The sequence below is a fragment of the Nocardioides renjunii genome, from assembly GCF_034661175.1.
Taxonomy (GTDB): Bacteria; Actinomycetota; Actinomycetes; order Propionibacteriales; family Nocardioidaceae; genus Nocardioides; species Nocardioides renjunii.
The window spans coordinates 950,668-977,645 of sequence record NZ_CP141058.1 but is presented as its reverse complement, the minus strand read 5'-3'; the positions used below and the strand labels follow the sequence as shown (position 1 = coordinate 977,645).

Genomic DNA, 26,978 nt, shown 5'->3' with positions numbered 1-26,978 from the left:
CATGCACCGTCAGATCGCCGGGTCACTGACCGGCCCCGTCACGAAGTGGATCGTCCTCGCCGCCGTGCTGGCCATCACGGCCATCATGGGGGTGTTCTCGACCAAGCTCACCTCGGTGCAGAACAACGAGGCGTCCTCGTGGCTGCCGGCGTCGGCGGAGTCCACCAAGGTGCTCGACGAGCTGTCCGAGTCCGTCGACCCCAACGACATCCCGACGCTCGTGGTCTACCACCGCGACGGTGGCCTGACCGAGGACGACCTCGCCGCCATGGAGTCGCACGGCGAGGAGATCGCCGGCCTCGAGGGCGTGACCGACACCGGTGTCCTGACCCCCGCCGCCGCCGAGCAGGCGGCCGCCCAGGGCGCGCCGGTGCCCACGCTCGTGGCCGAGGACGGCGAGGTCGCCTACCTCTACTTCGTCCTCAACTTCGGTGACGACGGCTGGAACGCGATCCCGGACGCCGCGGAGGAGATCCGGGGCATCGCCGAGATCGACGGCGGCGACGTGCACCTGGCCGGCTACGGCGGCCAGGCGGCCGACTCCGCCGCGGCCTTCGAGGGCATCGACACCAACCTCATCCTCGCCACGCTGGCCGTGGTGATCGTGATCCTGCTCTTCACCTACCGCAGCCCGGTCCTGTGGCTGCTCCCGATCATCTGCGCGGTCGTGGCCAACACGATCGCGACCGGGCTCGTCTACCTGCTCGCCAAGTACGCCGGGCTGACCGTCAACGGCCAGAGCCAGGCGATCCTGAGCATCCTGGTGATCGGCGCCGGGACCGACTACGCCCTGCTGCTGGTCGCCCGCTACCGCGAGGAGCTGCGCCGCCACGCCGACCGGCACGAGGCGATGGCCTTCGCGCTGCACCGTGCCGCGCCCGCGATCTTCGCCAGCGCCGCCACCGTGGCGGTCGGGATGCTGTGCCTGTCCTTCGCCGAGCTGAACTCGACGGCGGGCCTGGGACCGGTCAACGCCATCGGCGTCGCGGTGACGTTCCTCGTCATGGTCACCCTCCTGCCGGCCCTGCTGGTCATCTGCGGGCGCTGGGTGTTCTGGCCCAAGCGGCCGGCCTTCGGCAGCCCCGAGCCCACCTCCAGCGGCATCTGGGCGCGGGTCGGCCGGGCCATCAGCCACCGCCCGCGCCGGGTCTGGGTCACCACGACCGGCCTGCTGCTGCTCGCCTGCCTGGGCCTGTTCCGGCTCGACGCCTCCGGCCTGTCGACCGAGGACACCTACACGCAGGAGTTCGACTCCATCAAGGGCCAGCGGCTGCTCACCGACCACGGCCTGGCCGACAACTCCAACACCCTCCAGGTCGTGACCAACACCGACGCGGCCTCGGACGTGATCGCGTCCCTGGAGGGCATCGACGGGCTCGGCGAGCCCGGCGAGGTCCAGCCGCTGGCCGACGGCCGGTCCTGGTTCGAGGCCACCATCAACGCCGACATCTCCTCCAGCACGGCCGCCGGCATCGTCGAGGACTCGCGCGACGCGGCCCACGACGTCGACGGAGCCGACGCACTGGTCGGCGGCGGCTCGGCGTTCTACCTCGACACCAAGATCGCCTCCGAGCGGGACAGCTGGGTGATCATGCCCCTGGTGCTGCTGGTGGTGCTGCTGATCCTCATCGGGCTGCTGCGCTCGATCGTGGCGCCGGTGATCCTGATGGCCACCGTGGTGCTGTCCTTCGGCGCCGCGCTGGGGATCTCCGCGCTGCTGTTCGAGTACGTCTTCGGCTTCGCCGGGTCCGATCCGGGGTTCCCGCTCTTCGCCTTCGTTTTCCTGGTGGCGCTGGGGATCGACTACAACATCTTCCTGATGACCCGGGTCAGGGAGGAGACGGCGACCCACGGCACCCGCAGGGGCTCGCTCATCGCCCTCGCCTCCACCGGAGGCGTGATCACCTCGGCGGGCATCGTGCTGGCCGCGACGTTCCTCGTCCTCGGCTCGCTGCCGCTGGTCTTCCTGGCCGAGCTGGGCGTGGCCGTCGCGTTGGGGGTCATGCTCGACACCCTCGTCGTGCGGTCGGTGCTGGTCACCGCGCTCAACCTCGACCTGGGCGGCAAGATGTGGTGGCCCAGCAAGCTCGACGCGGAGGACGCGCCCCTCACCCAGGCCGAGGCCGAACGGCCCCTGGAGACGGTGCACTGACCGCCCGTCGGCGCCGGGATCAGCTGCTGGGCAGCGTGAGGATCTCGGCGCCGTCGTCGGTGATCGCGATGGTGTGCTCGCTGTGCGCGGTGAGGCAGCCGGTCTCGCTGCGCAGCGTCCAGCCGTCCTCGTCGGTGACGAGGACGTCGGTGTCGGCCATCACCCACGGCTCGAGCGCGAGCAGCAGGCCCGGTCGGAGCTGGTAGCCCCGGCCGGGTCGTCCGTCGTTGGACACGTGCGGGTCCTGGTGCATCGTCGTACCGATGCCGTGGCCGCCGAACTGCATGTTGATGGGATAGCCGGCGCCGCCGAGCACCGAGCCGATGGCGTGCGACAGGTCCCCGATGCGGGCGCCCGGCCCGGCCGCGGCGATGCCGGCGGCCAGCGCCACCTGGGTGACCTCGATCAGGTCCGAGGCCCCGGCGGGGCGGCTGTCCCCCACCACGAAGCTGATCGCGGAGTCGGCGGCGACACCGTCGAGCCGCACGGCGAGGTCGAGGGTCAGCAGGTCGCCGTCACGCAGGCGCTGGTCGCGCGGGCGGCCGTGGAGGACCGCGTCGTTGACCGCCGTGCAGACGTAGTGGCCGAACGGTCCGCGACCGAAGGACGGCGCGTAGTCGACGTAGCAGGACTCGGCGCCGGCCTCGCGGATCATCTCCGCGGTCCAGCGGTCGAGGTCGAGGAGGTTGGTGCCGACCGTGCTGCGCTGCTTGAGCGACTGGAGGATGTCGGCGACGAGGGCGCCGGTCCTGCGCGCTCGGTCGACCTGGGCGGGGGTGAGGATCTCGATCATCGCGGCACCATCATCTCAGGCTCGTCATCCCAGGCTCGTCATCTCAGGCCCAGCCTCGTGCACCGCTTCTCGGTGGCGCCGCTGCACAGGTCGTCGAGGGTGAGCACGCCCTGGGCGACGAGCACCGAGGTGAGGCTGTCCACGGTCACGTCCTGGTCGCGGTGCAGCCACGACTCGACCCCGTCGACGTCCTCGCCGCCCGTGGCGGGGTCCCCCGCGAGGTAGGACACTGCGATGTCGGCCGCCTGCTCGCTCATCGCCCGGGTCGGGACGTAGGTCATCGACCGCTCCTCGCCGAGCAGCACGTCGCGCGCGGCCTCGAGGTCCGTGCCGGACTGGGTGGGCACGGCGCCGCCCTCGAGGCCGACGAAGCGGTCGGAGCCCGGCACCAGCTCACCGAGCGAGACCACGGGCAGCTCGCCCCCGGTGAGGGTGCCGAGGTCGTCGGGGTCGACCGGCACCACCACGACGACGTCGGCGGAGGTCGCCGCGGCCTGGCGGACCTGGCTCTTCTGGGTGGCCGCGTCTCCCTCGGCGTCGTAGACCTCGACCCGACACTCGTCACAGGTCGCCTCGACCCGGTCGGTGAACGCCTCGACGTCGACCGCGCGCGACGAGGAGTCGGTGCCGTCGGCGACCAGCAGGGCGACGGTCGGCTCGTCGCTTGCGCACGCGGACAGCAGCGGTGCGGCGAGGAGCGCGAGGGCGGCGAGTGGGAGGCGGGCGCGGAGCATCGGGTCGAGGTTATGACATGACGGACCGCGCCGTGGCACCCGCGGCGCGCACGACCTGTGCCGGACCTGTTGACTTTAGTTCGAGACTCGTACTTAATAGCGGGGTGACCCTCGTCCTCGGCATCGACTCCTCGACCCAGTCGACCAAGGCGCTGCTCGTCGACGCCGACGACGGCACCGTCGTCGCCAAGCGGACCGCGCCCCACCCGCCCGGCACCGAGGTCGACCCCGCCGCCTGGCTGCGCGCCGTCGACACCGCGACCGAGGGGCTGCTCGAGCAGGCCTCCGCCGTCGCGGTCGCCGGGCAGCAGCACGGCATGGTCGCCCTCGACGAGACCGGCGCCCCGGTCCGTGACGCGCTGCTGTGGAACGACACCCGCTCGGCCTCCGCCGCGCGCGACCTGATCGCCGAGATGGGTGGTCCGCAGGCCTGCGCCGACGCGATCGGCAGCGTGCTCGTCGCCTCCTTCACCTCCACCAAGCTGCGCTGGCTGTGCGACCACGAGCCGGACCGGGCCGCCAGGGTGCGCAGCGTCCTGCTCCCCCACGACTTCGTGTCACGCCACCTCAGCGCCCCCGGGACCGAGCCGTTCACCGACCGCGGCGACGCGTCGGGCACGGGCTACTTCGCGACCGCCGGCTCCTGGCGCCACGACCTCCTCGAGCAGGCGCTCGGCCACGACGCCGTCCTCCCGCGCGTCGTCGCGCCGGGCACGTTCGCCGCCGAGACGTCCGGTGGCGCGCTCGTCGCCGGGGGCACCGGCGACAACATGGGCGCCGCGCTCGGGATGGCGCTGGCCCCCGGCGACGTCCTCGTCTCCATCGGGACGTCCGGAGTGGCGTCCACGGTGAGCGCGACGGCCGTGGCCGACGGCACCGGGACGGTGACCGGCTTCGCCGACGCGAGCGGCGGCTTCTTGCCGATGGTCACCACGATGAACGCCGCGGGCATCCTCGACCTGCAGGCCCGGTGGCTCGGCGTCGACCACGACGGCCTCGCCGCCCTGGCGCTGGAGTCCGCACCCGGCGCCGGCGGGGTGACCCTGCTCCCCTACTACGGCGGCGAGCGCACCCCCAACCGGCCCGACGCCGTCGGCACGTGGACCGGGCTGACCCCCGCCACGACCCGCGCCGACCTCGCGCGGGCGGCGTACGAGGGCCTGCTCTGCTCGCTCGCCGAAGCAGTCGACCGGCTGGTGGCGGCCACCGGCCAGCCACCGCGGCGCCTGCTCGTGGTCGGCGGCGCCACCCGGAGCGAGGCCGTCCGCGCGCTCGCGCCGGCCGTCCTCGGCACGGCCGTCACCCTCCCGCCCCCCGGCGAGTACGTCGCCCTCGGCGCCGCGCGGCAGGCCGCCTGGGCGCTGGCCGGCACCGCCGAGCCGCCGCAGTGGCCGGCGCCCGGCACCACGGTCCTCGAGGCCGAGCCCACCCCGCACGTGCGCGAGGCCTACGCCGACCTGCGCGACCGCACCACCCCCTGGACCGACTGAAAGGCATCCCATGAGCACGCAGATCCCCACCCCGACCCCCGAGGACAAGTTCTCCTTCGGCCTCTGGACCGTGGGCTGGCAGGGCGTCGACCCCTTCGGCGGCGCCACCCGCCCGCCGATGGACACCGTCCACGCGCTCGAGAAGCTCGCCGCCCTCGGGGCCTACGGCGTGAACTTCCACGACGACGACGTCATCCCCTTCGGCAGCGACGACGCCACCCGCGACAGCATCATCGCCCGCTTCAAGAAGGGCCTCGAGGACACCGGCCTGGTCGTCACCACGGCCACGACCAACCTCTTCAGCCACCCGGTCTTCAAGTCCGGCGGGTTCACCAACAACGACCGCGACATCCGCCGCTTCGCGCTGCGCAAGGTGATGCGCAACGTCGACCTCGCCGCAGAGCTGGGCGCCAAGACCTACGTCGCTTGGGGCGGTCGCGAGGGTGCCGAGTACGGCGCCTCGCAGGACACCCGCGTGGCGCTGGACCGGATGAAGGAGGCCTTCGACCTCCTGGGCGACTACGTCACCGAGCAGGGCTACGACCTCCGCTTCGCGATCGAGCCCAAGCCCAACGAGCCGCGCGGCGACATCCTGCTGCCGACCATCGGCCACGCGCTGGCGTTCATCGAGCGCCTCGAGCGCCCCGAGCTCGTCGGCGTGAACCCGGAGATCGGGCACGAGGAGATGGCCGGCATGAACGCCGCGGCCGGCTACGCGCAGGCCATGTGGGCCGGCAAGCTGTTCCACATCGACCTCAACGGCCAGAACGGTCCCAAGTACGACCAGGACCTCCGCTTCGGCGCGGGCAACGTGCGCGGCGCCTTCTGGGTGGTCGACGCGCTCCTCGAGGGCGGCTACGACGGCCCGGTGCACTTCGACTACAAGCCGGCGCGCACCGAGGACGAGGACGGCGTGTGGGTCTCGGCCGAGGCCAACATGCGCAACTACCTCATCCTGCGCGAGAAGGTGAAGGCGTTCCGCGCCGACCCCGAGGTGCAGGCCGCGCTGGAGGCCGCGAAGGTCACCGAGCTCGCCGTGCCGACCGTCGACGCCGCCGAGGGCTGGAAGGGCCTGCTCGACGCCGAGCTCGCGGACCCCGAGGCCCTCGCCACGCGTGGCGGCGGCTTCGAGCTGCTCGACCAGCTCGCGCTCGAGCACCTCTACGGCGTCCGCTGAGCGGGCCCACCCGTCAGGCCAGCGCCACCGAGGGGCTGCGCCGGCACAACACCGCAGCCGTGCTCCGCGCGCTGCGCCGGCACGGTCCGGCGACGCGCGCGGAGCTGGCCAAGCACACCGGGCTGGCCAAGGCGACCGTCGGCGTCATCGTCGCCGACCTGGAGGCCAAGGGCGCGGTGGCCGAGGAGGACGCGCGGTCCGGGGCGCGTGGGCGCCCCGGCCGCCCGGTGGGGCTGCGCGGTGACCGCTTCGTGGCCCTCGGGCTCGAGCTCAACGTCGACTACGTCTCGGCCGTCGTGGTCGACCTGGCCGGCGACGTGCTCCACAGCGAGGTCCGGCCGGCCCCGACCGGTGCCGCGCTGCTCGACCTCGCCCGCGACGTGGTCCGCCGGCACACCGGGCTGGAGCGGCCGACCGTCGGCGCGACCCTGGCCGTGCCCGCGCTGGTGCGGGGCGACGACCGGACGGTGGCGTGGGCGCCCAACCTCGCGGTCGAGGGCGCCGGGTTGGCCGACGCCCTCGGCCGCCTGCTCCCGGGCTTGCGCGTGCAGGTGAGCAACGACGCCAACTGCGCGGCGTACGCCGAGTCGCACCACGGCGCTGCCCGGGGCGCCGCCCACGCGCTCTACCTCACCGGGACCGTCGGCATCGGCGCCGGCATCGTGCAGGACGGCGAGGTGATGCGCGGCGGTGCCGGCTTCGCCGGCGAGGTCGGCCACATGCCGGTCGGCGACTCGACCGCGCCCTGCGGGTGCGGGCGCCGCGGCTGCTGGGAGGCGTCCATCGGCCTCCACGCGATGCTGGCCGCCGTCGGGATGCCGGAGCTCGACACCCCGCTGCGCACGGCCGAGTCGGTGGCCGCGCGCGCACGCACCGACGCCGGCGTCCGCGCCGTCCTGGAGCGGGTGGGGCGCGACGTCGGTCTGGGGATCGCCATGCTCAGCAGCGTGCTCGACCCCGAGGTGGTGGTGATGGGCGGCTACTTCGCCCCGCTGGGCGACCTGGTGCTCGAGCCCGCCCGGCGCACGCTCGACGAGCGCTTGGCCTCGGAGGTGCAGGTGCGCCCCGACCTGCGACCGAGCACGCTCGGCATCCGGGCCGCGGCCCTCGGGGCTGCGGAGCAGTCCTTCGACGCCGTCTTCGCGGGCGACGCCGAGCTGCCCGGCTGACCCAAGGGGTCAGCCGCGGGGTCGGCCCGGCGGGTCAGCCGCGGGGTCGGCCCGGCGGGTCAGCCGGCGAGCCGGCCCTGCACGTCGACGAGGGCGGTGCCGAGCGCGGCGACCGGGTCGGTGAACAACGGCTCGAGGGCGATCTCCGCCGCGCCGAGCAGGGGCGAGTCGGAGCCGAGGCCCGGGAGCGAGAGCGTCACCGACTCGAGCGGTGCGGGCAGGGCGCGGTCGGCGAGCCCGGCGTCGACCTCCGCCGCCACCAGCCGGTAGAGCGAGCGGAAGTAGCCGCCCAGGACGACCATCTGCGGGTTGAACATGTTGACCAGGCTCGCCAGGCCCTGCCCGAGGGCGGTGCCGGTGGAGCGCAGCGCGGCCGACGGCGTGTCGAAGCCGTCGAGCACCTCGTCGAGTTGGGCCACCTTGTCCGGCGGGCACTGGATCGCCGCGGCGATGGCGTGCGCGCCGACCTCGGTCTCCCAGCACCCGCGGCTGCCGCAGTGGCAGGGGCGGCCGTCGGGGTTGAACCGCAGGTGGCCGACCTCGCCGGCGTAGCCGCCCGCGCCCTCGAGGCGTTGCCCGCCGGTGATGATCCCGGCGCCGACGCCGACGTTGCCGGAGACGTAGATCAGCTCGCCGGTGCCGACCCCGGCGCCGCGGGTGTGCTCGGCGAGGGCACCCAGGTCGGCGTCGTTGGCGAGGCAGACCGGGACGTCGAGGCCCAGGGCGGCCAGCACGATGCCCCCGAAGGACACGTCGTGCCACTCCAGGTTGGGGGCGAGCCGGATCAGCCCGTCGCTGCGCCGCACCAGGCCCGGCACGCTGATGCCGATCCCGACGAGCGGCGCCGAGGCCGGCGCGTCCTCGACGACGGTGCGGATCAGCGCCGCCACCGCAGCGCCGACCTGCCACGCCTCGCCGTCGCTGTCGACCGCGGCGTGGGCCCGCTGCAGGACCCGGCCGCCGAGCCCGGTGCGGGCCACGACGGCCCGGTCCACGCCCAGGTCCACCGCGATGACGTAGGGCCCGTCGGCGGCGATCCGGACACCCGCGGAGGGGCGACCCGCGCCCTGGCGTACGCCCTCCACGGGCGAGGTCCGCTCGGACAGCCCCAGCGACTCCAGCTCGCCGACCAGCCCCGCGATGGTGCTGCGGTTGAGACCGGTGCGGCTGGTGAGCTCGGCCCGCGAGATCTGGCCGGCGCCGTGGACGTGCCGCAGCACCGTGCCGAGGTTGTGGCGCCGGATGGCCTCCTGGTTGGTGCCGAGGCCCGAGCGCCGCTGCGGGCTCACGTGCTCGACCTACACGCCGGCCGAGGACCGGCGCCGCCGCGAGATCGCGTCGACGCTCGCCGCGAGCAGCAGGACGCCACCGGTGACCACGAAGTTGATGTAGGCCGCCTGGTTGAGCAGGCCGAGGCCGTTGGGGATCGTGGCGATGACCAGGCCGCCGATGACCGCGTCGATCGCGCGACCGCGCCCACCGAAGAGGCTGGTGCCGCCGATGACGGCGGCCGCGACGGCGTAGAGCAGCACGTTGCCGCCACCGGACCCCGGCGAGACCTTGCCGGTGTAGGACGCCGACAGCAGCCCGCTGATGGCGGCCATCGAGGAGCAGATCACGAAGGCGGAGATCCGCATCCGGCGCACGTTGATGCCGGCACGGCGGGCGGCCTCGGCGTTGCCGCCGACGGCGTAGAGGTGGCGCCCGAAGCGGGTCTTGGTGAGGACGAACGTCCAGAACAGCAGCAGCGCGATGACGACCGGCGCCACCCACGGGACACCGCTGATGTCGAACAGGTTGGGGTTGGGCGCGCGGTTGGCGCTCAGCAGGGCGGTGAGCCCGAGCACGATCACGGCCAGCACGGCGATCTTGAGGACCACGAGCCCGAGCGGCTGGTGGACCAGGCCCCGGGACGACAGCGAGCGGTAGCGCCACAGCGACAGCCCGGCGAAGACGGCCACGATAAGCACCGCCGCGATCCAGCCGGCGGTGACCGGGACGTTCTTGATCGAGAGCCCGCGCAGGACCTCGTCGTTGAAGCGCAGCGAGCCGCCGGAGCCGATGAGCCGGAGCGGGACCGCCTGCAGGGCGAGGAAGAAGGCGAGCGTCACGACGAAGGACGGGATCCCGAGGAACGAGACCAGGGCGCCGATCGCGAGGCCGATGACGGCTCCCGTGGCGAGCCCGGCGAGCGTGGCCAGCCACCAGGTCCAGTCGTAGTCGATGAGCATCAGCGCGATGATCGTCGCCGAGGCGCCGCCGGCGACGCCGGCCGACAGGTCGATCTCGCCGAGGAGCAGCACGAACACCAGGCCCATGGCCAGGACGATGATCGAGCTGGCCTGCACGACGAGGTTCGCCATGTTGTAGGTCGTCAGGAAGCGGTCGTTGAGCGAGGCGAAGACGATGACGAGGAAGACCAGGCCGAGGATGGCGGGCAGGGATCCCATGTCGCCGCCGCGCAGGCGGTTGACGTAGTCGCGGGCCGAGTCGGCGATCGAGGTGGCCTGGACGTTGTCGTTGTCGAAGCCGCCGTCGGCGGCCGAGGCACCACTCGAGGTGGGGTGCGTCGAGACGTCCGAGGAGACGTCGGGTGAGGCGTCGGTCATGGTGAGGTCTCCGGTCCTTCTCAGACGGTCGCGGTCGCGGGGTTCTCGGCGATGCCGAGGTTGCCGGATCGTCCGGCGGTGATGAGCTCGACGACCTGGCTGTGCGTGACGTCCTTGGTGGGGACGTCGGCCGCCACGCGGCCGAGGTAGAGCGCGGTGATCCGGTCGGCGACCTCGAAGACGTCGCCCATGTTGTGCGAGATCAGCACCACGCCGAGCCCGCGGTCGGCGAGGCGGCGCACGAGGTCGAGCACCTGGCGCGTCTGCGCGACACCGAGCGCCGCGGTGGGCTCGTCGAGCAGGACGACCTTGGAGTTCCACAGCACGGCCTTGGCGATGGCCACGGTCTGGCGCTGGCCGCCGGAGAGGCTGGCGACGCTCTGGCGCACCGACTTCACGGTGCGCACCGAGAGCGACGCCAGGGTCTCGCGCGCGCGCGACTCCATCGTGATCTCGTCGAGGCCGAGGCGGGTGGTCTCCTCGCGGCCGAGGAACATGTTCTCGACGATGTCGAGGTTGTCGCACAGCGCGAGGTCCTGGTAGACGACCTCGACGCCGAGGGCGGCGACGTCACGGGGACCGTGGACGTCGACCTTCTGGCCGTCGAAGTGGAAGTCGCCGCTGTCGCGGCCGTAGATGCCGGCGATGATCTTCACGAGCGTGGACTTGCCGGCGCCGTTGTCGCCGACCAGGGCGGTGACCTGCCCCGGGTAGACGGCGAAGTCGACGTCATGCAGCACGTGCACCACGCCGAAGCTCTTGTTGACCCCGCGCAGCTCGAGCAGCGGTTGGACCATGTTCCTCACTCCGATCAGCAGAATTTGTTGTGCGAGCCAACGGAGTGACGCCCGGGCCAGGTGTGGCCCGGGCGTCACTCCGTGCGGTTCAGGGGATCAGGAGATCCCGGCCTCGGCGCACAGGTCGGCGAAGTCCGCGGTGCAGACGTCCGCGGCCTTCTGGCCACCGTCCTCGATCACGTCGCCCACGTTGTCCTTGGTGATGGACTGCGGCTCGAGCAGGATCGAGGGCACCTCGCTGTCGTCCGAGGAGTCGACCGTCGTGCCGGTGGTCTCGGCCTCCCCGCCCGTGGCGAGCGCGATGGCGACGTCGGCGAGCGCGCCGGCCTCCTGCGTGGCGGACTTGTAGACCGTCATGCACTGCGTGCCGGCGAGGACGTTCTGCAGGCCCTCGACGGTGGCGTCCTGGCCGGTGACCGGGACCTTGCCGTCCTGGCCGTTGGCCTCGAGGATGCTGATCGCAGCGCCACCCAGGCCGTCGTTCGCGGCGAGCACGCCGTCGACCTTGCCGTCGGCAGCGGTGTAGAGCTGCTGGAAGATCGTGGCGGCCTCCTCGTTGTCCCAGTCCGGGACGGCCTGCTCACCGACGACGGTGTAGTTGCTCATCTCGTCGAGCACGCTGTGGGCGCCCTCGGCGAACAGCGTCGCGTTGTTGTCGGTGGGAGAGCCGTTGAGGTAGACGATGTTGGCGTCCTTGTCGCCGAGGCAGTCCGCGAGGCCCTGGCCCTGCAGCTCGCCCACGACGGTGTTGTCGAAGGACACGTAGTACTCCGCCGAGCCACCGAGGGTGAGCCGGTCGTAGTCGATCGTCGCGACGCCCTGGGACTTGGCCTTCTCCTGGATGGCCGCGCCCGACTCGGAGTCGAGGTTGACGATCGCGAGGACGGTCACGCCGTCACCGATCATGGTGTCGGCGATCTGGGTCATCCGCTCGGCGTCGCCCTCGGCGTTCTGGATGTCGTACTCGACGCCGGCCTCCTCGAAGGCGCTCTCGAGCGCCGGGCGGTCCGCGCTCTCCCAGCGCACCGAGGACTCGGTGTCGGGGAGGATGACGCCGATCTTGCCCTCCGCGGCCTGGCTCTCGCCGCTGCTGCCGGTGTCCTCGCCCGAGCTGCCACCGTCGTCACTGCCACAGGCAGTGAGGGCCATAGCGGCACCGATCAGGGGTACGACGACCAAATTGTGCTTCCGCTTCACACGAACCGCCTCCTAGCGATCTCCAGCGCGTCGGCGCGCACCCTCTGCAGCCGCCGCACATATGTTGTCCGGGACAACATATGGAGTGAGGACCGTCACGTAAAGGCGGTTCCCCCAGCCGTTGCCGGTTCGTTACCGACCGGTTCAGACCACCTGGATCCGAGGGGTGGGCCGCGGTGCCGGCGTCAGTGTGCCGGCGGGCGCTTGCGCTGCGGAGCCGGTCGGGTGGGGTCGTCGTCGGGAGCGTGCACGTCGGCGGGCACGACGATGGGACGCACCTTCGCCCACAGCAGAAAGCCGGCACCGACGGCCAGCAGGGCCAGCCCCGTCCACAGGTTGGCGTTGACGCCGCCCGTCTTCTCGGGCTCGTGCTCGCCGAGGAGTCCCGCGAGCGCCAGGATCACGCCGTAGATGCCCAGCAGGGCACCGATGATGTTGCGGATGTCGAAGAGGCCGGCCTTGTGCGGCGTGCCGGTCGACTCGTCGGAGTCGGTCGCGTGGGACATGGTGGGACCTCTCTCAGAAGGCGAAGTTGAGGGCGATGACCATCGCGAGCGCGATGCCGGCGAGCGGGAGCGTGCGCTGGTACCACGGTCGGGCGGCCTCGGCCGGGTCGACGAGGTCCTCGCGCGGGGTCTCGGAGTAGACCAGGCCGCGCAGCTCGCTGGCCGGCTTGGGCTTGGTCACCAGCGACACCACGACGCTGAGCACGATGTCGACCACGAAGGCCACCGACGCGGCGAGGAACGCCACGCCTTGGCCGGACAGCTCGAAGACACCGGCCGCCGCCGTCCGGTCGACCGCGATCGCCGACAGGGTGCCGGCGACCAGCCCCACCCAGCCGGCCGTGGGCGTCATCCGCTTCCAGAACATGCCGAGGATGAACGTCGCGAACAGCGGCGCGTTGAAGAAGCCGAACAGCGTCTGGAGGTAGTTCATGACGTTGTCGTAGCCGAGCGCGATCTGGGCGGTGAAGATCGCGATGACCGTCGCGCCGACGGTGGCCAGCCGGCCGATCCGCAGGTAGTAGTCGTCGGAGTGGTTCTTGCGGATGTAGCGCTGCCACAGGTCGTAGGAGAAGACCGTGTTGAAGGCGGAGATGTTGGCCGCCATGCCCGCCATGAAGGCCGCCAGCAGTCCGGCGATCGCCAGCCCCAGGAGCCCGTTGGGCAGGACGTCGCGCATCAGGAGCAGCAGCGCGTCGTTGTAGGCGACGCCCTCCCCGGACGCGCCGCCCTCGGGGCTGCCGCCGTTCTTGAGCTCGATCATCTCCGCGACGAGGACGGCGGAGACCATGCCGGGCACGATCACGATGAACGGCACGAACATCTTGGGGAAGGCGCCGATGATCGGGGTCTTCCGGGCGGCGGAGATGGAGTCCGACGCCATCGCGCGCTGCACCTCGACGAAGTTGGTCGTCCAGTAGCCGAAGGACAGCACGAACCCGAGGCCGAAGACGATCCCGATGACGGACAGGAGTGGCGAGTCGAAGCCGGAGAGCGCCTCCCCCGGCCAGGCATTGAGCTGTTGCGACGCCGGTGGCGCGTCCGACGCGGACGACGCGCCGTCGGCGGCCGCGGTGATCTTCTCGGTCATGCCGTCCCAGCCGCCGACCCGGTGCAGGCCGATCAGGGTCAGCGGGAGCAGGGAGGCGACGATCACGAAGAACTGCAGGACCTCGTTGTAGATCGCCGCGCTCAGGCCGCCCAGCGTGATGTAGGACAGCACGACGGCGCCCGCCACGATGAGCGAGACCCAGATCGGCCAGCCCAGCAGGGCGCGGACGATCCCGGCCAGCAGCGCGAGGTTGACGCCGGCGATGAGCAGCTGGGCCACGGCGAAGCTGATCGCGTTGACCAGGTGGGCCCCGGTGCCGAAGCGGCGGAACATGAACTCCGGCACGGAGCGCACCTTGGAGCCGTAGTAGAACGGCATCATCACGACACCGAGGAACAGCATCGCGGGGACCGCGCCGACCCAGAAGTAGTGGAACGTCGGCAGGCCCAGCTCGGCGCCGTTCGCCGACATGCCCATGATCTCGACCGCACCGAGGTTGGCCGAGATGAACGCGAGACCGGTGACCCAGGCGGGCAGCGAGCGGCCCGAGAGGAAGAAGTCGATCGAGTCGGAGACTGAGCGGCGCGCCATCACCCCGATGCCCAGGACGAAGGCGAAGTAGATCGCGACCAGCAGGTAGTCCAGCCAGTTCGCGTCGATCAGGGTGTCGGACACGGAGTTACCTCCCGGGATCAGGTTGGGCCACCCAGCAACCTAGACCCGGGCGGTGCTCCGTGCGACCACCCCTCCGTGTGTCGGTCTCCGTCACCCCGGATCGTGGTCTGATGGGGCACGTGCCGACGCCGGAGCAGATCACCCGCCACCACGACGAGGGCGAGGTCGTCCACGTGGGGGCGCACCCGACGGCGTACGTCGTGCGGATCGAGGAGCCCGACCCGACCTGGCCCGAGCGCTACGCCGAGATCGAGCAGCAGATCACGACGGTGCTCGGCGAGCGGCTGCTCGCCATCCAGCACATCGGCTCCACGTCGGTGCCGGGGCTGCCGGCCAAGCCGATCATCGACGTCGACGTCGCCGTGGCGGACCCCGCCGACGAGGCCGCGTACGTCCCTCCGCTCGAGTCGCTGGGGCTGGTCCACTGGCTCACCGAGCCGTCCTGGCACCAGCATCGGCTGCTCAAGCTGCTGGGCGAGCCACGGGTCCACGTGCACGTCTTCGGGCCCGACTGCCCTGAGATCGTCCGGCACCGGATGTTTCGCGACTGGCTGACCGACCACCCCGAGGACCGCGAGCGCTACGCCGCAGCGAAGCGCGCCGCGCTCGCCCGGGTGGACGCACCCGACGCCGACCACGGAGCACTCGGCTTCGGGATGCGCTACAACGCCGTCAAGGAACCCGTGGTGCGGGAGATCTACGACCGGATGTTCCGCGCCCACGGCCTCCTGTGAGACCCGCCTACTCCCACTCGATGGTGCCCGGCGGCTTCGAGGTGATGTCGAGGGTGACCCGGTTGACCTCGGCCACCTCGTTGGTGATGCGGGTCGAGATCCGCTCCATCACCTCGTAGGGCAGCCGGGCCCAGTCGGCGGTCATGGCGTCCTCGGACGTCACCGGGCGGATGACGACGGGGTGGCCGTAGGTGCGGCCGTCACCCTGCACGCCGACGGAGCGGACGTCGGCGAGGAGCACGACCGGCATCTGCCAGATGTCGCGGTCCAGGCCGGCGCGGGTGAGCTCCTGGCGGGCGATCGCGTCGGCGCGGCGCAGGATGTCGAGCCGGTCGGCGGTCACCTCGCCGATGATCCGGATGCCGAGGCCCGGACCGGGGAACGGCTGGCGCCACACCATCTCCGCGGGCAGGCCGAGCTGCTCGCCGACGAGGCGGACCTCGTCCTTGAAGAGGGTGCGCAGCGGCTCGACGAGGGCGAACTCGAGGTCCTCGGGCAGCCCGCCGACGTTGTGGTGGGACTTGATGTTGGAGGTGCCGGCACCGCCGCCCGACTCGACGACGTCGGGGTAGAGCGTGCCCTGCACCAGGAAGCCGACCTTCTCGCCCTGCTCGGCGGCCTCGCCGAGCACCTGGACCTCGGCGGCCTCGAAGGCGCGGATGAACTCGCGGCCGATGATCTTGCGCTTCTCCTCCGGGTCGGTCACCCCGGCGAGCGCGGCGAGGAACGCCTCGCGCGCGTCGTGGACGTGGAGGTTGACGCCGGTCGCGGCCACGAAGTCGCGCTCGACCTGCTCGGCCTCGCCCTCGCGGAGCAGGCCGTGGTCGACGAAGACGCAGTGCAGCCGGTCGCCGATGGCGCGCTGCACGATGGCGGCGGCCACGGCCGAGTCGACGCCACCGGAGAGGCCGCAGATCGCGAGGCCGGTGTCGCCGACCTGCTCGCGCACCCGCTCGATCTGCTCCTCGGCGATGTTGAGCATCGTCCAGGTCTGGCGCGCCCCGGCGATGTGGTGCAGGAAGTGCTCGAGGACCTTCTGGCCGTGCTCGGAGTGGAGGACCTCCGGGTGCCACTGCACCCCCGCGAGCCCGCGACCCACGTCCTCGAAGGCCGCCACCGGCGTACCCTCGGTGGAGGCGAGCACGGTGAACCCGTCGGGGGCTGCGGCGACCGAGTCGCCGTGGGACATCCACACCTTGTGCTCGACCGGGATCCCCTCGAGCAGGGTGCCCGGCTCGCTGACCGAGACGGGCGTACGTCCGTACTCCCGCACGCCGGTGTGCGCGACCTCGCCGCCGAGGCCCTGGGCCATCAGCTGGAAGCCGTAGCACATCCCGAAGACCGGCACCCCGGCCGTGAAGACGGTGTCGTCGATGCCCGGCGCTCCATCGGCGTAGACGCTCGAGGGGCCGCCGGACAGGATGATCGCCTTGGGCTTGCGGGCGAGCATGTCGGAGACCGGCATCGTGTGCGGCACGATCTCGGAGTAGACCCGCGCCTCGCGGACGCGCCGCGCGATGAGCTGGGCGTACTGCGCCCCGAAGTCGACGACGAGGACCAGGTCGTGCTCTGCAGGCTGCGTCACGGACGGAGTCTATCGAGACGGCTCGTCCCAGGGCCCGATCGGGGAGGGAGGGTGACCGGACCCTGGGACTTGGCTTCCCAGTGCTGCAGCAGCGCCGAGAACCAGGGGCCCGACCCTTGGGAGGGAGCATGACTGCCGGACCCCTTACCCGCCCAACGACGCCTGCGGGAGGGGGTTACGGCCCGGGCGAGGAATTCGGCGACGCCGACGATCAGGCGCGGCCCAGCCTGCGGAGCAGCCGCAGCGCGGACGTCATCACCCTCGCGTTGACCTCCTCCGACATCCCCAGCACCGGCGCGATCGGCACCAGCCGCTGGGTGGCGACGGACTGCGCCTCGGTGTAGCGGTGGATGCCCTCCGCGCCCTGGCGCCGGCCGAGGCCGGACTCCCGCATGCCGCCCATCGGCGCCCCGAGCGAGCCGAACGTCGCGCCGTAGGCCTCGTTGACGTTGACCGTGCCGCACCTGATGCGGCGCGCGAGCGCCCGGCCGCGGGCGGCGTCGCGCGTCCACACCGAGGCGTTGAGGCCGTAGAGCCCGTCGTTGGCGCGATCGACCGCCTCGTCCTCGCCGTGGAAGCGGTAGAGCGAGACGACCGGCCCGAAGGTCTCCTTGCCGAAGCACTCCATGTCGGCCGACACCCCCTCGAGGACGGTCGGCTCGAAGACGAAGGGGCCGAGGTCGGGCCGCGCACGACCGCCGGTGAGCACGCGCGCGCCCTTGGCGACGGCGTCCTCGACGTGGCGGGTCACCGTGTCGAGCTGCGCCTGCGAGATGAGCGACCCCATGTCGACCGACCAGTCCTGGCTGGCGCCGAGCGTCATCGCCTGCGTGCGCGACACGAACGCGTCGACGAAGCGGTCGTAGACCTGGTCGGCGACGAAGAGCCGCTCCATCGAGACGCAGAGCTGGCCCGCGTTGGAGAAGACCGCCCGGGTGGCGCCCTCCGCCGCGCGGTGGACGTCGGCGTCGCGCAGCACGAGCATCGGGTTCTTGCCGCCGAGCTCCAGCGAGCAGCCGACGAGCCGCTCGGCGCACTGCCTCGCGATGACCCGCCCGGTCGCGGTCGAGCCGGTGAAGCAGACGTAGTCGGCGGCCGCGACGACCGCACCGCCGACCTCGGGGCCGGGACCGGCCACGACCTGCCACAGCCCCGACGGGAGGCCGGCCTCCTCGAGCAGCTCCGCGCCGAGGAGCGCGGTGAGCATCGTCTGCGCGTCCGGCTTCGAGACCACCGCGTTGCCGGCGAGCAGCGCCGGCAGCCCGTCGCAGAGCGCCATGGTGAGGGGGTAGTTCCAGGGGGAGATGATGCCGACGACGCCCTTGGGCACGCGGTGGACCTCCGCGCGCGTGAGGACGGGGAACATGCCGCCGACGCGCCGGGTGTCGAGGTGCTGGTGCGCCGTGCGGGCGTAGTAGCGCGCGGTCAGCGCGACGTGGGCGACCTCGAGGTAGCCGTCCTTGCGGGCCTTGCCCGACTCCCACACGACGAGGTCGATCAGCTCCTCCTGGCGGTCGAGCACCAGGTCGTGGAGCCGGAGCAGCGCGGCGGCGCGATCGTCGAGCGGGGTGTCCGCCCACGACGCCTGGGCCCGGCGGGCCCGGGCGAACGCCTCGGTGACGTCGGCGGCGCTCGACTGGGGCACGTGCGCGAGCGGGGTCCCGCCGATCGGCGAGAAGACGGCGTCGGTCGAGCCGGTGGTGCTGACCACGCGCCGCGTCAGGCGGTCGACGTACGAGCGGTCGAGGCCGTAGGTGGCGGTGCTGTCGTGCTCGGGGTCCGCGGGGCCGGCGCTGAGGTCGTCGGGGCTCGGGGCGGGGCTCTGCTCGGTCATCCGTGCAGCGTAGGTCAGACGATGTCGGGAGCCCGGACGCGCGCCTCGTCGGCCTCCTGGTCGGTCGGCATGAGCTGGCTCTGCCGCTCCGCCTCGACCCGGCGCAGGTAGTGGTCGACCTCGTCCTCGAGCTGCGTCCGGTCCCAGCCCAGCGCCTCGGCCATCAGCTCGGCGGCCGGGCGAGCGGCGGCGATCCCCCGGTCGAAGGTCTCGATGGACACGCGCGTGCGCCGCGCGAGCACGTCGTCGAGGTGCCGCGCCCCCTCGTGGGTGACGGCGTAGAGGACCTCGGCGCGCAGGTAGTGCTCGGCGCCGGGCAGCGGCTCGGCCAGCTCGGGCCGCCGGTGGATCAGCGCGAGCAGCTCGTCGACGAGGCCGCCGTAGCGGCCGAGCAGGTGGTCGACGACCCCGATGTCGAGGCCCGAGGAGCGGCTCAGCGCCACCCGCTGGTTGGTGCGCGCCTCGTGCCCCCACGCTCCCATCAGCGGCACCCGGTCGGTGATCGAGGCGGGCGTGGTGTCGAAGTCGCGGATCGCGTGGTCGACGGCGTCCTTGGCCATCACGCGGTACGTCGTGAGCTTGCCGCCGGCGACCAGCACGAGCCCGGGCACCGGGTTGGCGACGGTGTGCTCGCGGGAGAGCTTGGTGGTCTCCCCCATGTCGCCCTCCTTGCGCATCGGCTTGAGCAGCGGGCGCAGCCCGGCGTAGACGCCGACCACGTCGCGCTGGTCGAGGGGGTCCTTGAGCAGCCGGTTGACCTGCTCCAGGACGTAGTCGATGTCGGCCTTGCTGGCCGCGGGGTGCGCGAGGTCGAGGTCCCAGGCGGTGTCGGTGGTGCCGATGATCCAGAACTGGTCCCACGGGATCACGAACAGGACCGACTTGGCGGTCTTGGTGATGAAGCCGCACTCCGAGCGGATCCGGTCCTTGGGGACGACGACGTGGATGCCCTTGCTGGCGTCGACGTCGAGCTGTGCGCGGCCGCCGACGAGGTCCTGCACCTCGTCGGTCCACACCCCCGCGGCGTTGATGACGACCCGGGCCCGGATCTCGAGGTCGCGCTGGCCCTCCAGGTCGCGGGCGGTGACCCCGACCACCGCCTCGCCCTCGCGGAGGAAGCCGGTGACCTGGGTGCGGGTGGCCACGTGGGCGCCGTTGTTGGCCGCGGTGCGGGCGATCGTCATGACCAGCCGGGCGTCGTCGACCTGGCAGTCGTAGTAGCGGATCGCGCCGTGGAGGTTGTCGGTCCTGATGTCGGGGGCCATCCGCGCGAGCTGCTTGCGGAACACGTGCTTGTGCTTGGGCACGCCCATGTCGTACCTGCCGGCCATCGCCATGCCGTCGTAGAGCGCGACGCCGGCGCCGACGTAGGGCCGCTCCCAGGCGTGCTCGAGCGGGTAGAGGAACGGCACGGGGCGCACCAGGTGGGGCGCGAGCCGGGTGAGCAGCAGGCCGCGCTCCTCCAGGGCCTCCTTGACCAGCGCGAAGTCGAGCATCTCGAGGTAGCGCAGGCCGCCGTGGACCAGCTTGGACGAGCGCGACGACGTGCCGGAGGCGAGGTCGCGCTGCTCGACGAGGCCGACCTTGAGCCCGCGGGTCACCGCGTCGAGCGCGGCCCCGACCCCGACGATCCCGCCGCCCACGACCAGCACGTCGAGCTCGCCCGACCCGAGCTGCTCGAGGGCGTCGGCCCGCTGGTCGGCGTCCAGGGCCTTCGCGAGGGTCATGGCCCCAGTCTCTCAGGCACCGCCTGACCGGCTCAGCGGTGGACGACGACCTCGATCCGCTGGAACTCCTTGAGCTCGGTGTAGCCGGTGGTGGCCATCGCGCGGCGTAGCGCGCCGATGAGGTTCATCGTCCCGTCGGCGGTGCGGGAGGGGCCGAACATGATCTCCTCCAGCGACCCGACGGGGGCGAACTCGACCCGCTGGCCGCGCGGCAGGTCGGCGTGGGTGGCCTCGCTGCCCCAGTGGAAGCCCCGGCCAGGTGCCTCGGTCGCCCGGGCGAGCGGCGAGCCGATCATCACCGCGTCGGCGCCGCACGCGACCGCCTTGGCGATGTCGCCGGAGCTGCCGATCGAGCCGTCGGCGATGACGTGGACGTAGCGGCCGCCCGACTCGTCGAGGTAGTCGCGGCGGGCGGCGGCCACGTCGGCCAGCGCGCTGGCCATCGGCACCGCGACGCCCAGCACGGTGCGGGTGGTGTGGGCGGCACCGCCGCCGAAGCCGACCAGGACCCCCGCGGCGCCGGTGCGCATCAGGTGGAGGGCGGCCTGGTAGGTCGCGCAGCCGCCGACGATCACCGGGACGTCGAGCTCGTAGATGAACTCCTTGAGGTTCAGCGGCTCCGCGCGGCTGCTGACGTGCTCGGCGCTCACCGTGGTGCCGCGGATGACGAACATGTCGACGCCGGCGTCGACGACCGCCTTGACGTGCTGCTTGGTGCGCTGCGGCGACAGGGACCCCGCCACGGTGACGCCGGCCGCGCGGACCTCGCGCAGCCGGGCGGTGATCAGCTCGGGCTTGATCGGCTCGGTGTAGATCTCCTGCATCCGCCGCGTCGCCTCGGGGCCCTGGAGCCCGGCGACCTCCTCGAGCAGGCCGGTCGGGTCGTCGTAGCGGGTCCACAGGCCCTCGAGGTCGAGCACGCCGAGCCCGCCCATCTGGCCGAGGGCGATGGCGGTGGACGGCGACATCACGGAGTCCATCGGGGCGGCGAGGACCGGGATGTCGAAGCGGTAGGCGTCGATCTGCCAGGCCGTGCTGACCTCCTCGGGGTCGCGCGTGCGCCGCGAGGGCACGATGGCGATGTCGTCGAAGGAGTAGGCACGGCGACCGCGCTTGGCACGGCCGATCTCGATCTCGGTCACGGCAGCAGCCTATCGGCGGCCCGGCGGCATGCCCGCCACGTCAACGGCTCGTGCACAACTCGGCCAAACGCCGACGGTGTCCGGCATGCGTCCCTAGCGTCGACGACGTGGGGAACAAGGGGGAGCGACCCGTTCGCGGGCCGCGGCGAACAGTGGCACGCGCACTCGCGACAGCGTGCGCGGTGGGCGGGCTGCTGGGCGTCGCCCCGAGCGCCGAGGCGGCCGACGACTACCCGTGGGCCTGGCAGGGTCAGTGCCCGATCGCGCCGCAGGAGCCCATCGAGGACCCGGCGCCCACCCCGGCGCCCACCCCGTCGCCGACGCCCGGCCAGCCCGGCCAGCCCGGGCCGTCACCCGCCGCGACCCCGACTCCTCCTCCCCCGCCACCTCCGCCGCCGGTCCTCGACCCGGTGTCCGGGCACCTCTACGACCCGCGCGGGCCGAAGCCGACCTGCACCCGGTGGGTGTGGTCGATCGACGGCTCGATCGGCGACCCCTGGGGCTTCGTCCTGCGCAACTGCACGAGCTTCGTGGCCTGGCGCCTCGACGAGACCAACGGCATGGCCGGGTTCGGCAACCACTTCGGTGGTGAGCACTGGGGCAACGCCGAGAACTGGGACGACGTCGCGCGGCGCCTCGGCCACCGCGTCGACTCCGTGCCCGCCATCGGCGCGGTCGCCCAGACCGACGCCGGCCGCGTCGGGCACGTCGCCTGGGTCAGCGCGATCGGGCCCGGCACCGTGACGGTCGAGGAGTACAACCACGCCCTCCTGGGTGGCTACGGCACCCGCACCGTCCCCGTCGGCGACTTCCGCTACCTCCACCTCGCCGACGTCGCTCCGTCGCCGCTCGTCGGCTCGGACCGTCCCGTCGTCTCGGTGCCCGACGGGCTCGGCGAGTCCTGGACGGCGCGCGTCGACAGCGGCGGCACGCTCCGCGTCGCCCGCCCGGGCCGGCCCGTGCGGGTCGTGGGCGCCCGGCACGGGTTCTCACCTTTCGCCGCCCCCGCCCTCGTCCTCGACCGCGCGGACCGCCCGTGGCTGGCCGCCACCGCGCGTGACGGCCGGGTGCTGGCCGGGACCCTGCGCGGACCGCGCTTCGCGTTGCGCCCGGTGGCCACCGCGGCGCCGACGTCCAGCCCAGCCCTCGCGATCTCCCGCACCGGCCGACCGGTGCTGGCCGCCACCTCGCCCGCCGGCACCCTGGCGACCCGGCGCCTCACCGAGCAGCGCCGCTGGAGCCGGCCCGACCGCGTCGGTCGGCCCGGGTCCTGGGCGACGCACGTCGCACCGGTGCTCGGCGCCGACGACGCCGGGCGTACGTGGCTGGTCGCGGTCACCGGGCGCGGCGCCACGTACGTCCAGTCCCTCGAGCGCGGTCGGCTGACCCGCCTGCGCGGCGCCGCCGCCTCGACCACCTCGACGCCGGCGCTGACCGGCGCCGCGGACGGCACCACCTACCTCCACCAGGTGACGAGCGACGGGACGCTGCGCGTGCGCGCCCTCAGCGGGCGGCGCTGGGGCCCGGCGGAGACCGTCACCGGCGACTGGTCCCCCTACGCCTCGCCCGCCGTCGGCGAGGTCGCGGGACGCCTCCACGTCGCGGCGGTGGACGTGCGGGGCGACCTGCTCGTCCGGGCCGCGGTGCCCGGTGAGGGCTCGCGCGTGGTGGGCCGGGTGCCGTCCTCCGGCGACCCGACGCGGTCCCCCGGCCTGGTCACCCGCAGCAACTCCGGCGTGTTCGTCGTCGCGACCGGCCGCGACCGGGTGGCGCGGGCCCGGCTGCTCACCCGCCCGGCGTCCGCCGTGGTCCGGCGTACGGCGCCGACGCGGGCCGGCTTCACCCCCTGATCCCCAGCACCCCGCGCGCACGACGGCGCGGCCACCTCGGTGGAGGTGACCGCGCCGCGCGGCTCGTACGGGTGGTGCCGGGTCAGGTCAGCGGCCGGCGTAGGCCCACGACGTGACGTTCTCGGTGTCCTCGAGACCGGTGAAGCCCTCGACCGGCGAGTAGGTGTCGGTCTGGAACTCGATGTTCTCGTCGTCCGCCGTGCCACCGACGTTGTCCGGGCCGACCCCGTAGAGGTTGACGCCGAAGTTCGCGCCGCCGGAGTCCATCATGTTGTGGACCTCGTCGGCGTTGTCGGTGTGGTAGTTGCCGATCGTGTGGCCGACCTCGTGGGCCGTCACGTTGGCCACCGCCTGCGAGACGAACGCCAGCCGGTCGCTGGTGGCATTCAGGTAGGTGTTCAGCGACGACGCCGGACCGGCGGGGGCGCTGAGCACGTCGAGCAGGACGATGGCCTCGTCCTCCTGGCCGAAGTTGCCCGGGTCGATGTACTGCGCGATCCCGATCGTGTTGATGCCGGTCTCGGCGATGGTCCCGGCGATGTAGATCCTCGAGACGTTCTCCTGACCGATCAGCTCGGGGTAGAGCCGGGCGTTGAGCACGTCCACGTTGACCGTCGGGTTGGTGCCGGCGATCTCGGCCTGCAGGTTGGCCCGCACCTGGCTGAGGATGCGGTTCTCCAGGGCGCGCGCGGAGGTGCGGGCGATGCCCCACTGGGGGACGAACGCCGCGAAGGGCGAGACCCGGCGGGTGCCCGGGCCGCCCCAGGTCGCGGTGTTGACGCGGCCGGGTGCGAAGTCGAGCAGGACGGTCTGGCGGCGACCGCGGTCGCCCTGCGTGCCGGGGCGGTAGCCCTCGACGGTCACGTCGTAGGAGCCGCTGCCCCCGCTGACCTCGACGGAGTACCAGCCGGCCTCCTCCGCGACGTAGGCGATGGCGGTGTTGCCGCCGCCGATCAGCGGCGAGGTGGGCGGGTAGAGCGAGGAGGCGTCGGTGCCGACCCCGCCGACGCGCTCCTCGCCGGACGGCGTACGCACGGTGAGGCCGGTGGCCGCACCCTCGGCGCTCGAGCCGACGGTGTCGCCCGGGCGCAGCCGGACGGAGTAGAAGTCGGCGTCGAGCTCCTGGCTGGCGATCGCCACCCGGTAGTCGCCGACGTCGGCGCCGCCGGCGCCGCTCCCGGAGTCGAACGGGTCCGCCGGCAGCGGGTCGAAGGCGTAGCCGCCGACCATGACGTAGTAGGTGCCGGGTGTCGCGGGCTTGTAGGACAGGGAGCTGGACGTGCCGGTGCCGCTGTCGTCGTCGGCGACGAGCGGCGTGCCGTCTGCGGCGTAGACGACGAGGATGGTGTCGGTGGTGCTCGCGCTGCCCTCGGTGTTGGCGGTCAGGGTCTGGCCCGCGACGACGTCGACGGAGTAGAAGTCGAAGTCGTTGCTCGCGGTGCCGGCGGGGCCGTGCGGTCCGTCGCCGAGCACCGAGGTGGTCACCGACGACCCGGACCCGACGATGCCGGTGGGCGTGGCGAGCGGGATGGCTCCCTGGTCCTCGGTGGTGGTCACGGTGCGCGGGGCGCTCGTGGGCGGGGCGGCCAGGCCGCCGAGGATGCGCACGGCCGGGATCCGGGTGGCGCCGGTGCCGAAACCGGGGATCGGCTCGGCGTCGACGTGCGAGTCGTTGGACCCGGAGGTGCCGGCCGGCTCCTCCTCGTCGTGGACGAACGGGGTCGGCACGGCGCGGGCCGACGTGCCGCGCCGGCCCGTGCCGAACGCCTCGCGACGGTTGGCCGCCAGCCGCTGGGACACCGCGCGCTTCTCGGCCTCGGCGTGCATGTCCTTGTTCCAGGCGAAGTAGTTGGCGTCCGTCAGGGACGGAAGGTTGGCGAGGTAGGGGTTGGGGTTGGTGTCGGCCGTCAGCGCGGCCGCCCCGGACTCCTTCGGCGCGACCTGGATGCCCAGGTCGAGGGCCTGCTGCTGGCCGGGGGTGGGCTCCTCACCCGGTGCGGGGGCGGCCCCGGACAGGGCTGCTGGGGTGACGAGGCACGCGGCGGCTCCGAGGCCGACCGCGACAGACACGGTTCTGCGCATGAAGAATGTTCCTCCCGAGATGGAGATTCGGACGCAGGGCCGAGCTCACGATGAGAAGAACAGGTCGAACAGGGCCCCGAGTCCCTGAGGTCCTGACGCTAGGGGCCCGCCGGGCGCGCGGATAGATACCGAAGAACCGTTTTTCCGCGCGACGTGCGAGGTCTCAGCTGGCGGAGTAGTTGGGCGCCTCGACGGTCATCTGCACGCCGTGCGGGTGGCTCTCCTTGAGCGAGGCCGACGTGATCCGCACGAAGCGGCCCTTGTCCTGCAGCTCGGGGATGGTGCGCGCGCCGACGTAGAACATCGACTGCGTCAGCCCGCCGACGAGCTGGTGGGCGACGGCCGACAGCGGCCCGCGGTAGGCGACCTGGCCCTCGATGCCCTCCGGCACGATCTTGTCGTCGCTGGCGACCTCGGCCTGGAAGTAGCGGTCCTTGGAGTAGGACTTCTTCCCCCGGCTGCTCATCGCGGCGAGCGAGCCCATGCCGCGGTAGGACTTGAACTGCTTGCCGTTGACGAACACCACGTCGCCGGGCGACTCCTCGCAGCCGGCCAGCATCGAGCCGACCATCACCGAGTCGGCGCCGGCGACCAGCGCCTTGGCGATCTCGCCGGAGTACTTCATGCCGCCGTCGGCGATGAGCGGAACGCCGGCGGGCCTCGTGGCCAGCGACGCCTCGTAGACCGCGGTCACCTGCGGCACGCCGACGCCGGTAACGACGCGGGTGGTGCAGATCGAGCCGGGCCCGACGCCGACCTTGACCGCGTCGGCGCCGGCGTCGACGAACGCCTGGGCGCCCTCGCGGGTGGCGACGTTGCCGCCGATCACCTGCACGTGGCGGGTGGCGGGGTCGGACTTGAGCCGGCGCACCATGTCGAGCAGCAGGTGGACGTGGCCGTGCGCGGTGTCGGCGACGAGGACGTCGACCCCCGCCTCGACCAGCGTGGTGGCGCGTTCCCACGCGTCGCCGAAGTAGCCGATCGCCGCGCCGACGAGCAGGCGGCCGTCGCCGTCGTAGGACGCGTGCGGGAACTGCTCGCCCTTGACGAAGTCCTTGACCGTGATCAGCCCGCCGAGGCGGCCCTCGCCGTCGACCAGCGGCAGCCGCTCGCGCTTGTGGGCGCGCAGCAGGGAGGTCGCCTCCTCACGGGAGATGCCGACCGGGCCCGTGATCAGCCCCTCGCTGGTCATCACCTCGGTGACCTTGGTGGTGGCCCACTCCGCGACCGGCGTGAAGCGCAGGTCGCGGTTGGTGATGATGCCGAGCAGGTGGTCGTCCACGTCGACGACGGGCAGGCCGGAGACGCGGTACTCGCCGCACAGGCGGTCGAGCTCCTCCAGCGTCGCGTCGGGACCGATCGTGACGGGGTTGGAGATGATCCCGGTCTGGGTGCGCTTGACGAGGTCGACCTGGCGGGCCTGGTCCTCGATCGACAGGTTGCGGTGGAGCACGCCGATGCCGCCCTCGCGCGCCATGGCGATCGCCATGCGCGACTCGGTGACGGTGTCCATGGCGGCGCTGATCAGCGGCACCCGGATCGAGATCTCGCGGGTCAGCCGCGTCGTGGTGTCGATGTCGCTCGGGGCGAGGTCGGACTCCCCCGGCAGCAGCAGCACGTCGTCGTAGGTGAGGCCCAGGGCGGCGAACTTCTCGGGGATCTCCACCCCCTCAG

20 protein-coding genes are annotated in these 26,978 nt (G+C 72.6%); 6 read left to right on the top strand and 14 right to left on the bottom strand.

Going from position 1 to position 26,978, the window contains the following annotated elements; genetic code table 11:
- The first annotated feature begins 1 nt into the window (after nucleotide 1).
- Nucleotides 2-2,152, top strand: coding sequence for an MMPL family transporter (locus tag SHK17_RS04595; RefSeq protein ID WP_322921211.1), 2,151 nt, complete (start codon nucleotides 2-4; stop codon nucleotides 2,150-2,152).
- A 19-nt stretch (nucleotides 2,153-2,171) separates the two neighbouring features.
- On the opposite strand, the gene map is transcribed toward SHK17_RS04595, so the two are convergent.
- A complete protein-coding gene (map, locus tag SHK17_RS04590; protein ID WP_172270107.1) occupies nucleotides 2,172-2,945 on the bottom strand; it encodes a type I methionyl aminopeptidase in 774 nt (257 codons plus the stop codon).
- A gap of 38 nt (nucleotides 2,946-2,983) precedes the next feature.
- On the bottom strand, nucleotides 2,984-3,679 hold the full coding sequence (locus SHK17_RS04585; RefSeq protein ID WP_322921210.1) for a type 1 periplasmic-binding domain-containing protein: 696 nt from the start codon (nucleotides 3,677-3,679) through the stop codon (nucleotides 2,984-2,986).
- 104 nt (nucleotides 3,680-3,783) lie between these two features.
- Between SHK17_RS04585 and xylB the strand changes: the two genes are divergently transcribed.
- Genes xylB through SHK17_RS04570 form a run of 3 tightly spaced genes read left to right on the top strand, consistent with a single transcriptional unit; the run spans nucleotide 3,784 to nucleotide 7,515 of the window.
- Nucleotides 3,784-5,169 (top strand): xylulokinase, encoded by a 1,386-nt coding sequence (gene xylB, locus SHK17_RS04580; protein ID WP_322921209.1) that lies wholly within the window; start codon nucleotides 3,784-3,786, stop codon nucleotides 5,167-5,169.
- A 10-nt stretch (nucleotides 5,170-5,179) separates the two neighbouring features.
- A complete protein-coding gene (gene xylA, locus SHK17_RS04575; RefSeq protein ID WP_322921208.1) occupies nucleotides 5,180-6,346 on the top strand; it encodes a xylose isomerase in 1,167 nt (388 codons plus the stop codon).
- Nucleotides 6,347-6,405: 59 nt separating this feature from the next.
- Nucleotides 6,406-7,515, top strand: coding sequence for an ROK family transcriptional regulator (locus SHK17_RS04570; RefSeq protein ID WP_322921207.1), 1,110 nt, complete (start codon nucleotides 6,406-6,408; stop codon nucleotides 7,513-7,515).
- A 59-nt stretch (nucleotides 7,516-7,574) separates the two neighbouring features.
- Here SHK17_RS04570 and SHK17_RS04565 read toward each other — a convergent pair whose 3' ends face one another.
- The 6 genes from SHK17_RS04565 to SHK17_RS04540 form a co-directional block, all read right to left on the bottom strand.
- A complete protein-coding gene (locus SHK17_RS04565) occupies nucleotides 7,575-8,804 on the bottom strand; it encodes an ROK family transcriptional regulator (RefSeq protein ID WP_322921206.1) in 1,230 nt (409 codons plus the stop codon).
- Between the two features lie 9 nt (nucleotides 8,805-8,813).
- Nucleotides 8,814-10,124 (bottom strand): sugar ABC transporter permease, encoded by a 1,311-nt coding sequence (locus SHK17_RS04560; protein ID WP_322425775.1) that lies wholly within the window; start codon nucleotides 10,122-10,124, stop codon nucleotides 8,814-8,816.
- A gap of 20 nt (nucleotides 10,125-10,144) precedes the next feature.
- Nucleotides 10,145-10,921 carry an ATP-binding cassette domain-containing protein gene (locus tag SHK17_RS04555; protein ID WP_172270093.1) on the bottom strand — a complete coding sequence of 259 codons (777 nt, stop codon included), beginning with the start codon at nucleotides 10,919-10,921 and terminating at the stop codon, nucleotides 10,145-10,147.
- A 96-nt stretch (nucleotides 10,922-11,017) separates the two neighbouring features.
- Nucleotides 11,018-12,118, bottom strand: a complete 1,101-nt coding sequence (locus SHK17_RS04550) for a sugar ABC transporter substrate-binding protein (protein WP_172270091.1) — start codon at nucleotides 12,116-12,118, stop codon at nucleotides 11,018-11,020.
- A 185-nt stretch (nucleotides 12,119-12,303) separates the two neighbouring features.
- Nucleotides 12,304-12,624 (bottom strand): hypothetical protein, encoded by a 321-nt coding sequence (locus SHK17_RS04545; protein ID WP_172270089.1) that lies wholly within the window; start codon nucleotides 12,622-12,624, stop codon nucleotides 12,304-12,306.
- 13 nt (nucleotides 12,625-12,637) lie between these two features.
- Entirely contained in the window at nucleotides 12,638-14,350 is a 1,713-nt protein-coding gene (locus SHK17_RS04540; protein WP_322921205.1) for a sodium:solute symporter family protein, read from the bottom strand.
- A gap of 110 nt (nucleotides 14,351-14,460) precedes the next feature.
- On the opposite strand from SHK17_RS04540, the gene SHK17_RS04535 reads away from it, so the two are divergent.
- Nucleotides 14,461-15,084, top strand: a complete 624-nt coding sequence (locus SHK17_RS04535) for a GrpB family protein (RefSeq protein ID WP_322921204.1) — start codon at nucleotides 14,461-14,463, stop codon at nucleotides 15,082-15,084.
- A 7-nt stretch (nucleotides 15,085-15,091) separates the two neighbouring features.
- Here SHK17_RS04535 and guaA read toward each other — a convergent pair whose 3' ends face one another.
- From guaA to SHK17_RS04515, 4 genes are all read right to left on the bottom strand, one after another.
- Entirely contained in the window at nucleotides 15,092-16,669 is a 1,578-nt protein-coding gene (guaA, locus tag SHK17_RS04530; RefSeq protein ID WP_322921203.1) for a glutamine-hydrolyzing GMP synthase, read from the bottom strand.
- A 211-nt stretch (nucleotides 16,670-16,880) separates the two neighbouring features.
- The gene (locus SHK17_RS04525; protein WP_322921202.1) at nucleotides 16,881-18,503 is read right to left on the bottom strand and encodes a succinic semialdehyde dehydrogenase; all 1,623 of its coding nucleotides are present in this window, start codon (nucleotides 18,501-18,503) and stop codon (nucleotides 16,881-16,883) included.
- A gap of 14 nt (nucleotides 18,504-18,517) precedes the next feature.
- Complete coding sequence (locus SHK17_RS04520) at nucleotides 18,518-20,230, bottom strand: glycerol-3-phosphate dehydrogenase/oxidase (RefSeq protein WP_172270079.1); 1,713 nt, start codon at nucleotides 20,228-20,230, stop codon at nucleotides 18,518-18,520.
- A gap of 32 nt (nucleotides 20,231-20,262) precedes the next feature.
- The gene (locus tag SHK17_RS04515; protein WP_322921201.1) at nucleotides 20,263-21,372 is read right to left on the bottom strand and encodes a GuaB3 family IMP dehydrogenase-related protein; all 1,110 of its coding nucleotides are present in this window, start codon (nucleotides 21,370-21,372) and stop codon (nucleotides 20,263-20,265) included.
- A 182-nt stretch (nucleotides 21,373-21,554) separates the two neighbouring features.
- On the opposite strand from SHK17_RS04515, the gene SHK17_RS04510 reads away from it, so the two are divergent.
- Nucleotides 21,555-23,222: a CHAP domain-containing protein gene (locus SHK17_RS04510; protein WP_322921200.1), complete on the top strand. Its 1,668-nt coding sequence runs from the start codon at nucleotides 21,555-21,557 to the stop codon at nucleotides 23,220-23,222.
- An 87-nt stretch (nucleotides 23,223-23,309) separates the two neighbouring features.
- Here the strand turns inward: SHK17_RS04510 and SHK17_RS04505 are convergent, their stop codons facing one another.
- A complete protein-coding gene (locus SHK17_RS04505) occupies nucleotides 23,310-25,304 on the bottom strand; it encodes a pre-peptidase C-terminal domain-containing protein (RefSeq protein WP_322921199.1) in 1,995 nt (664 codons plus the stop codon).
- Nucleotides 25,305-25,467: 163 nt separating this feature from the next.
- Nucleotides 25,468-26,970 (bottom strand): IMP dehydrogenase, encoded by a 1,503-nt coding sequence (gene guaB / locus SHK17_RS04500; RefSeq protein WP_172270071.1) that lies wholly within the window; start codon nucleotides 26,968-26,970, stop codon nucleotides 25,468-25,470.
- Nucleotides 26,971-26,978: the final 8 nt, after the last annotated feature.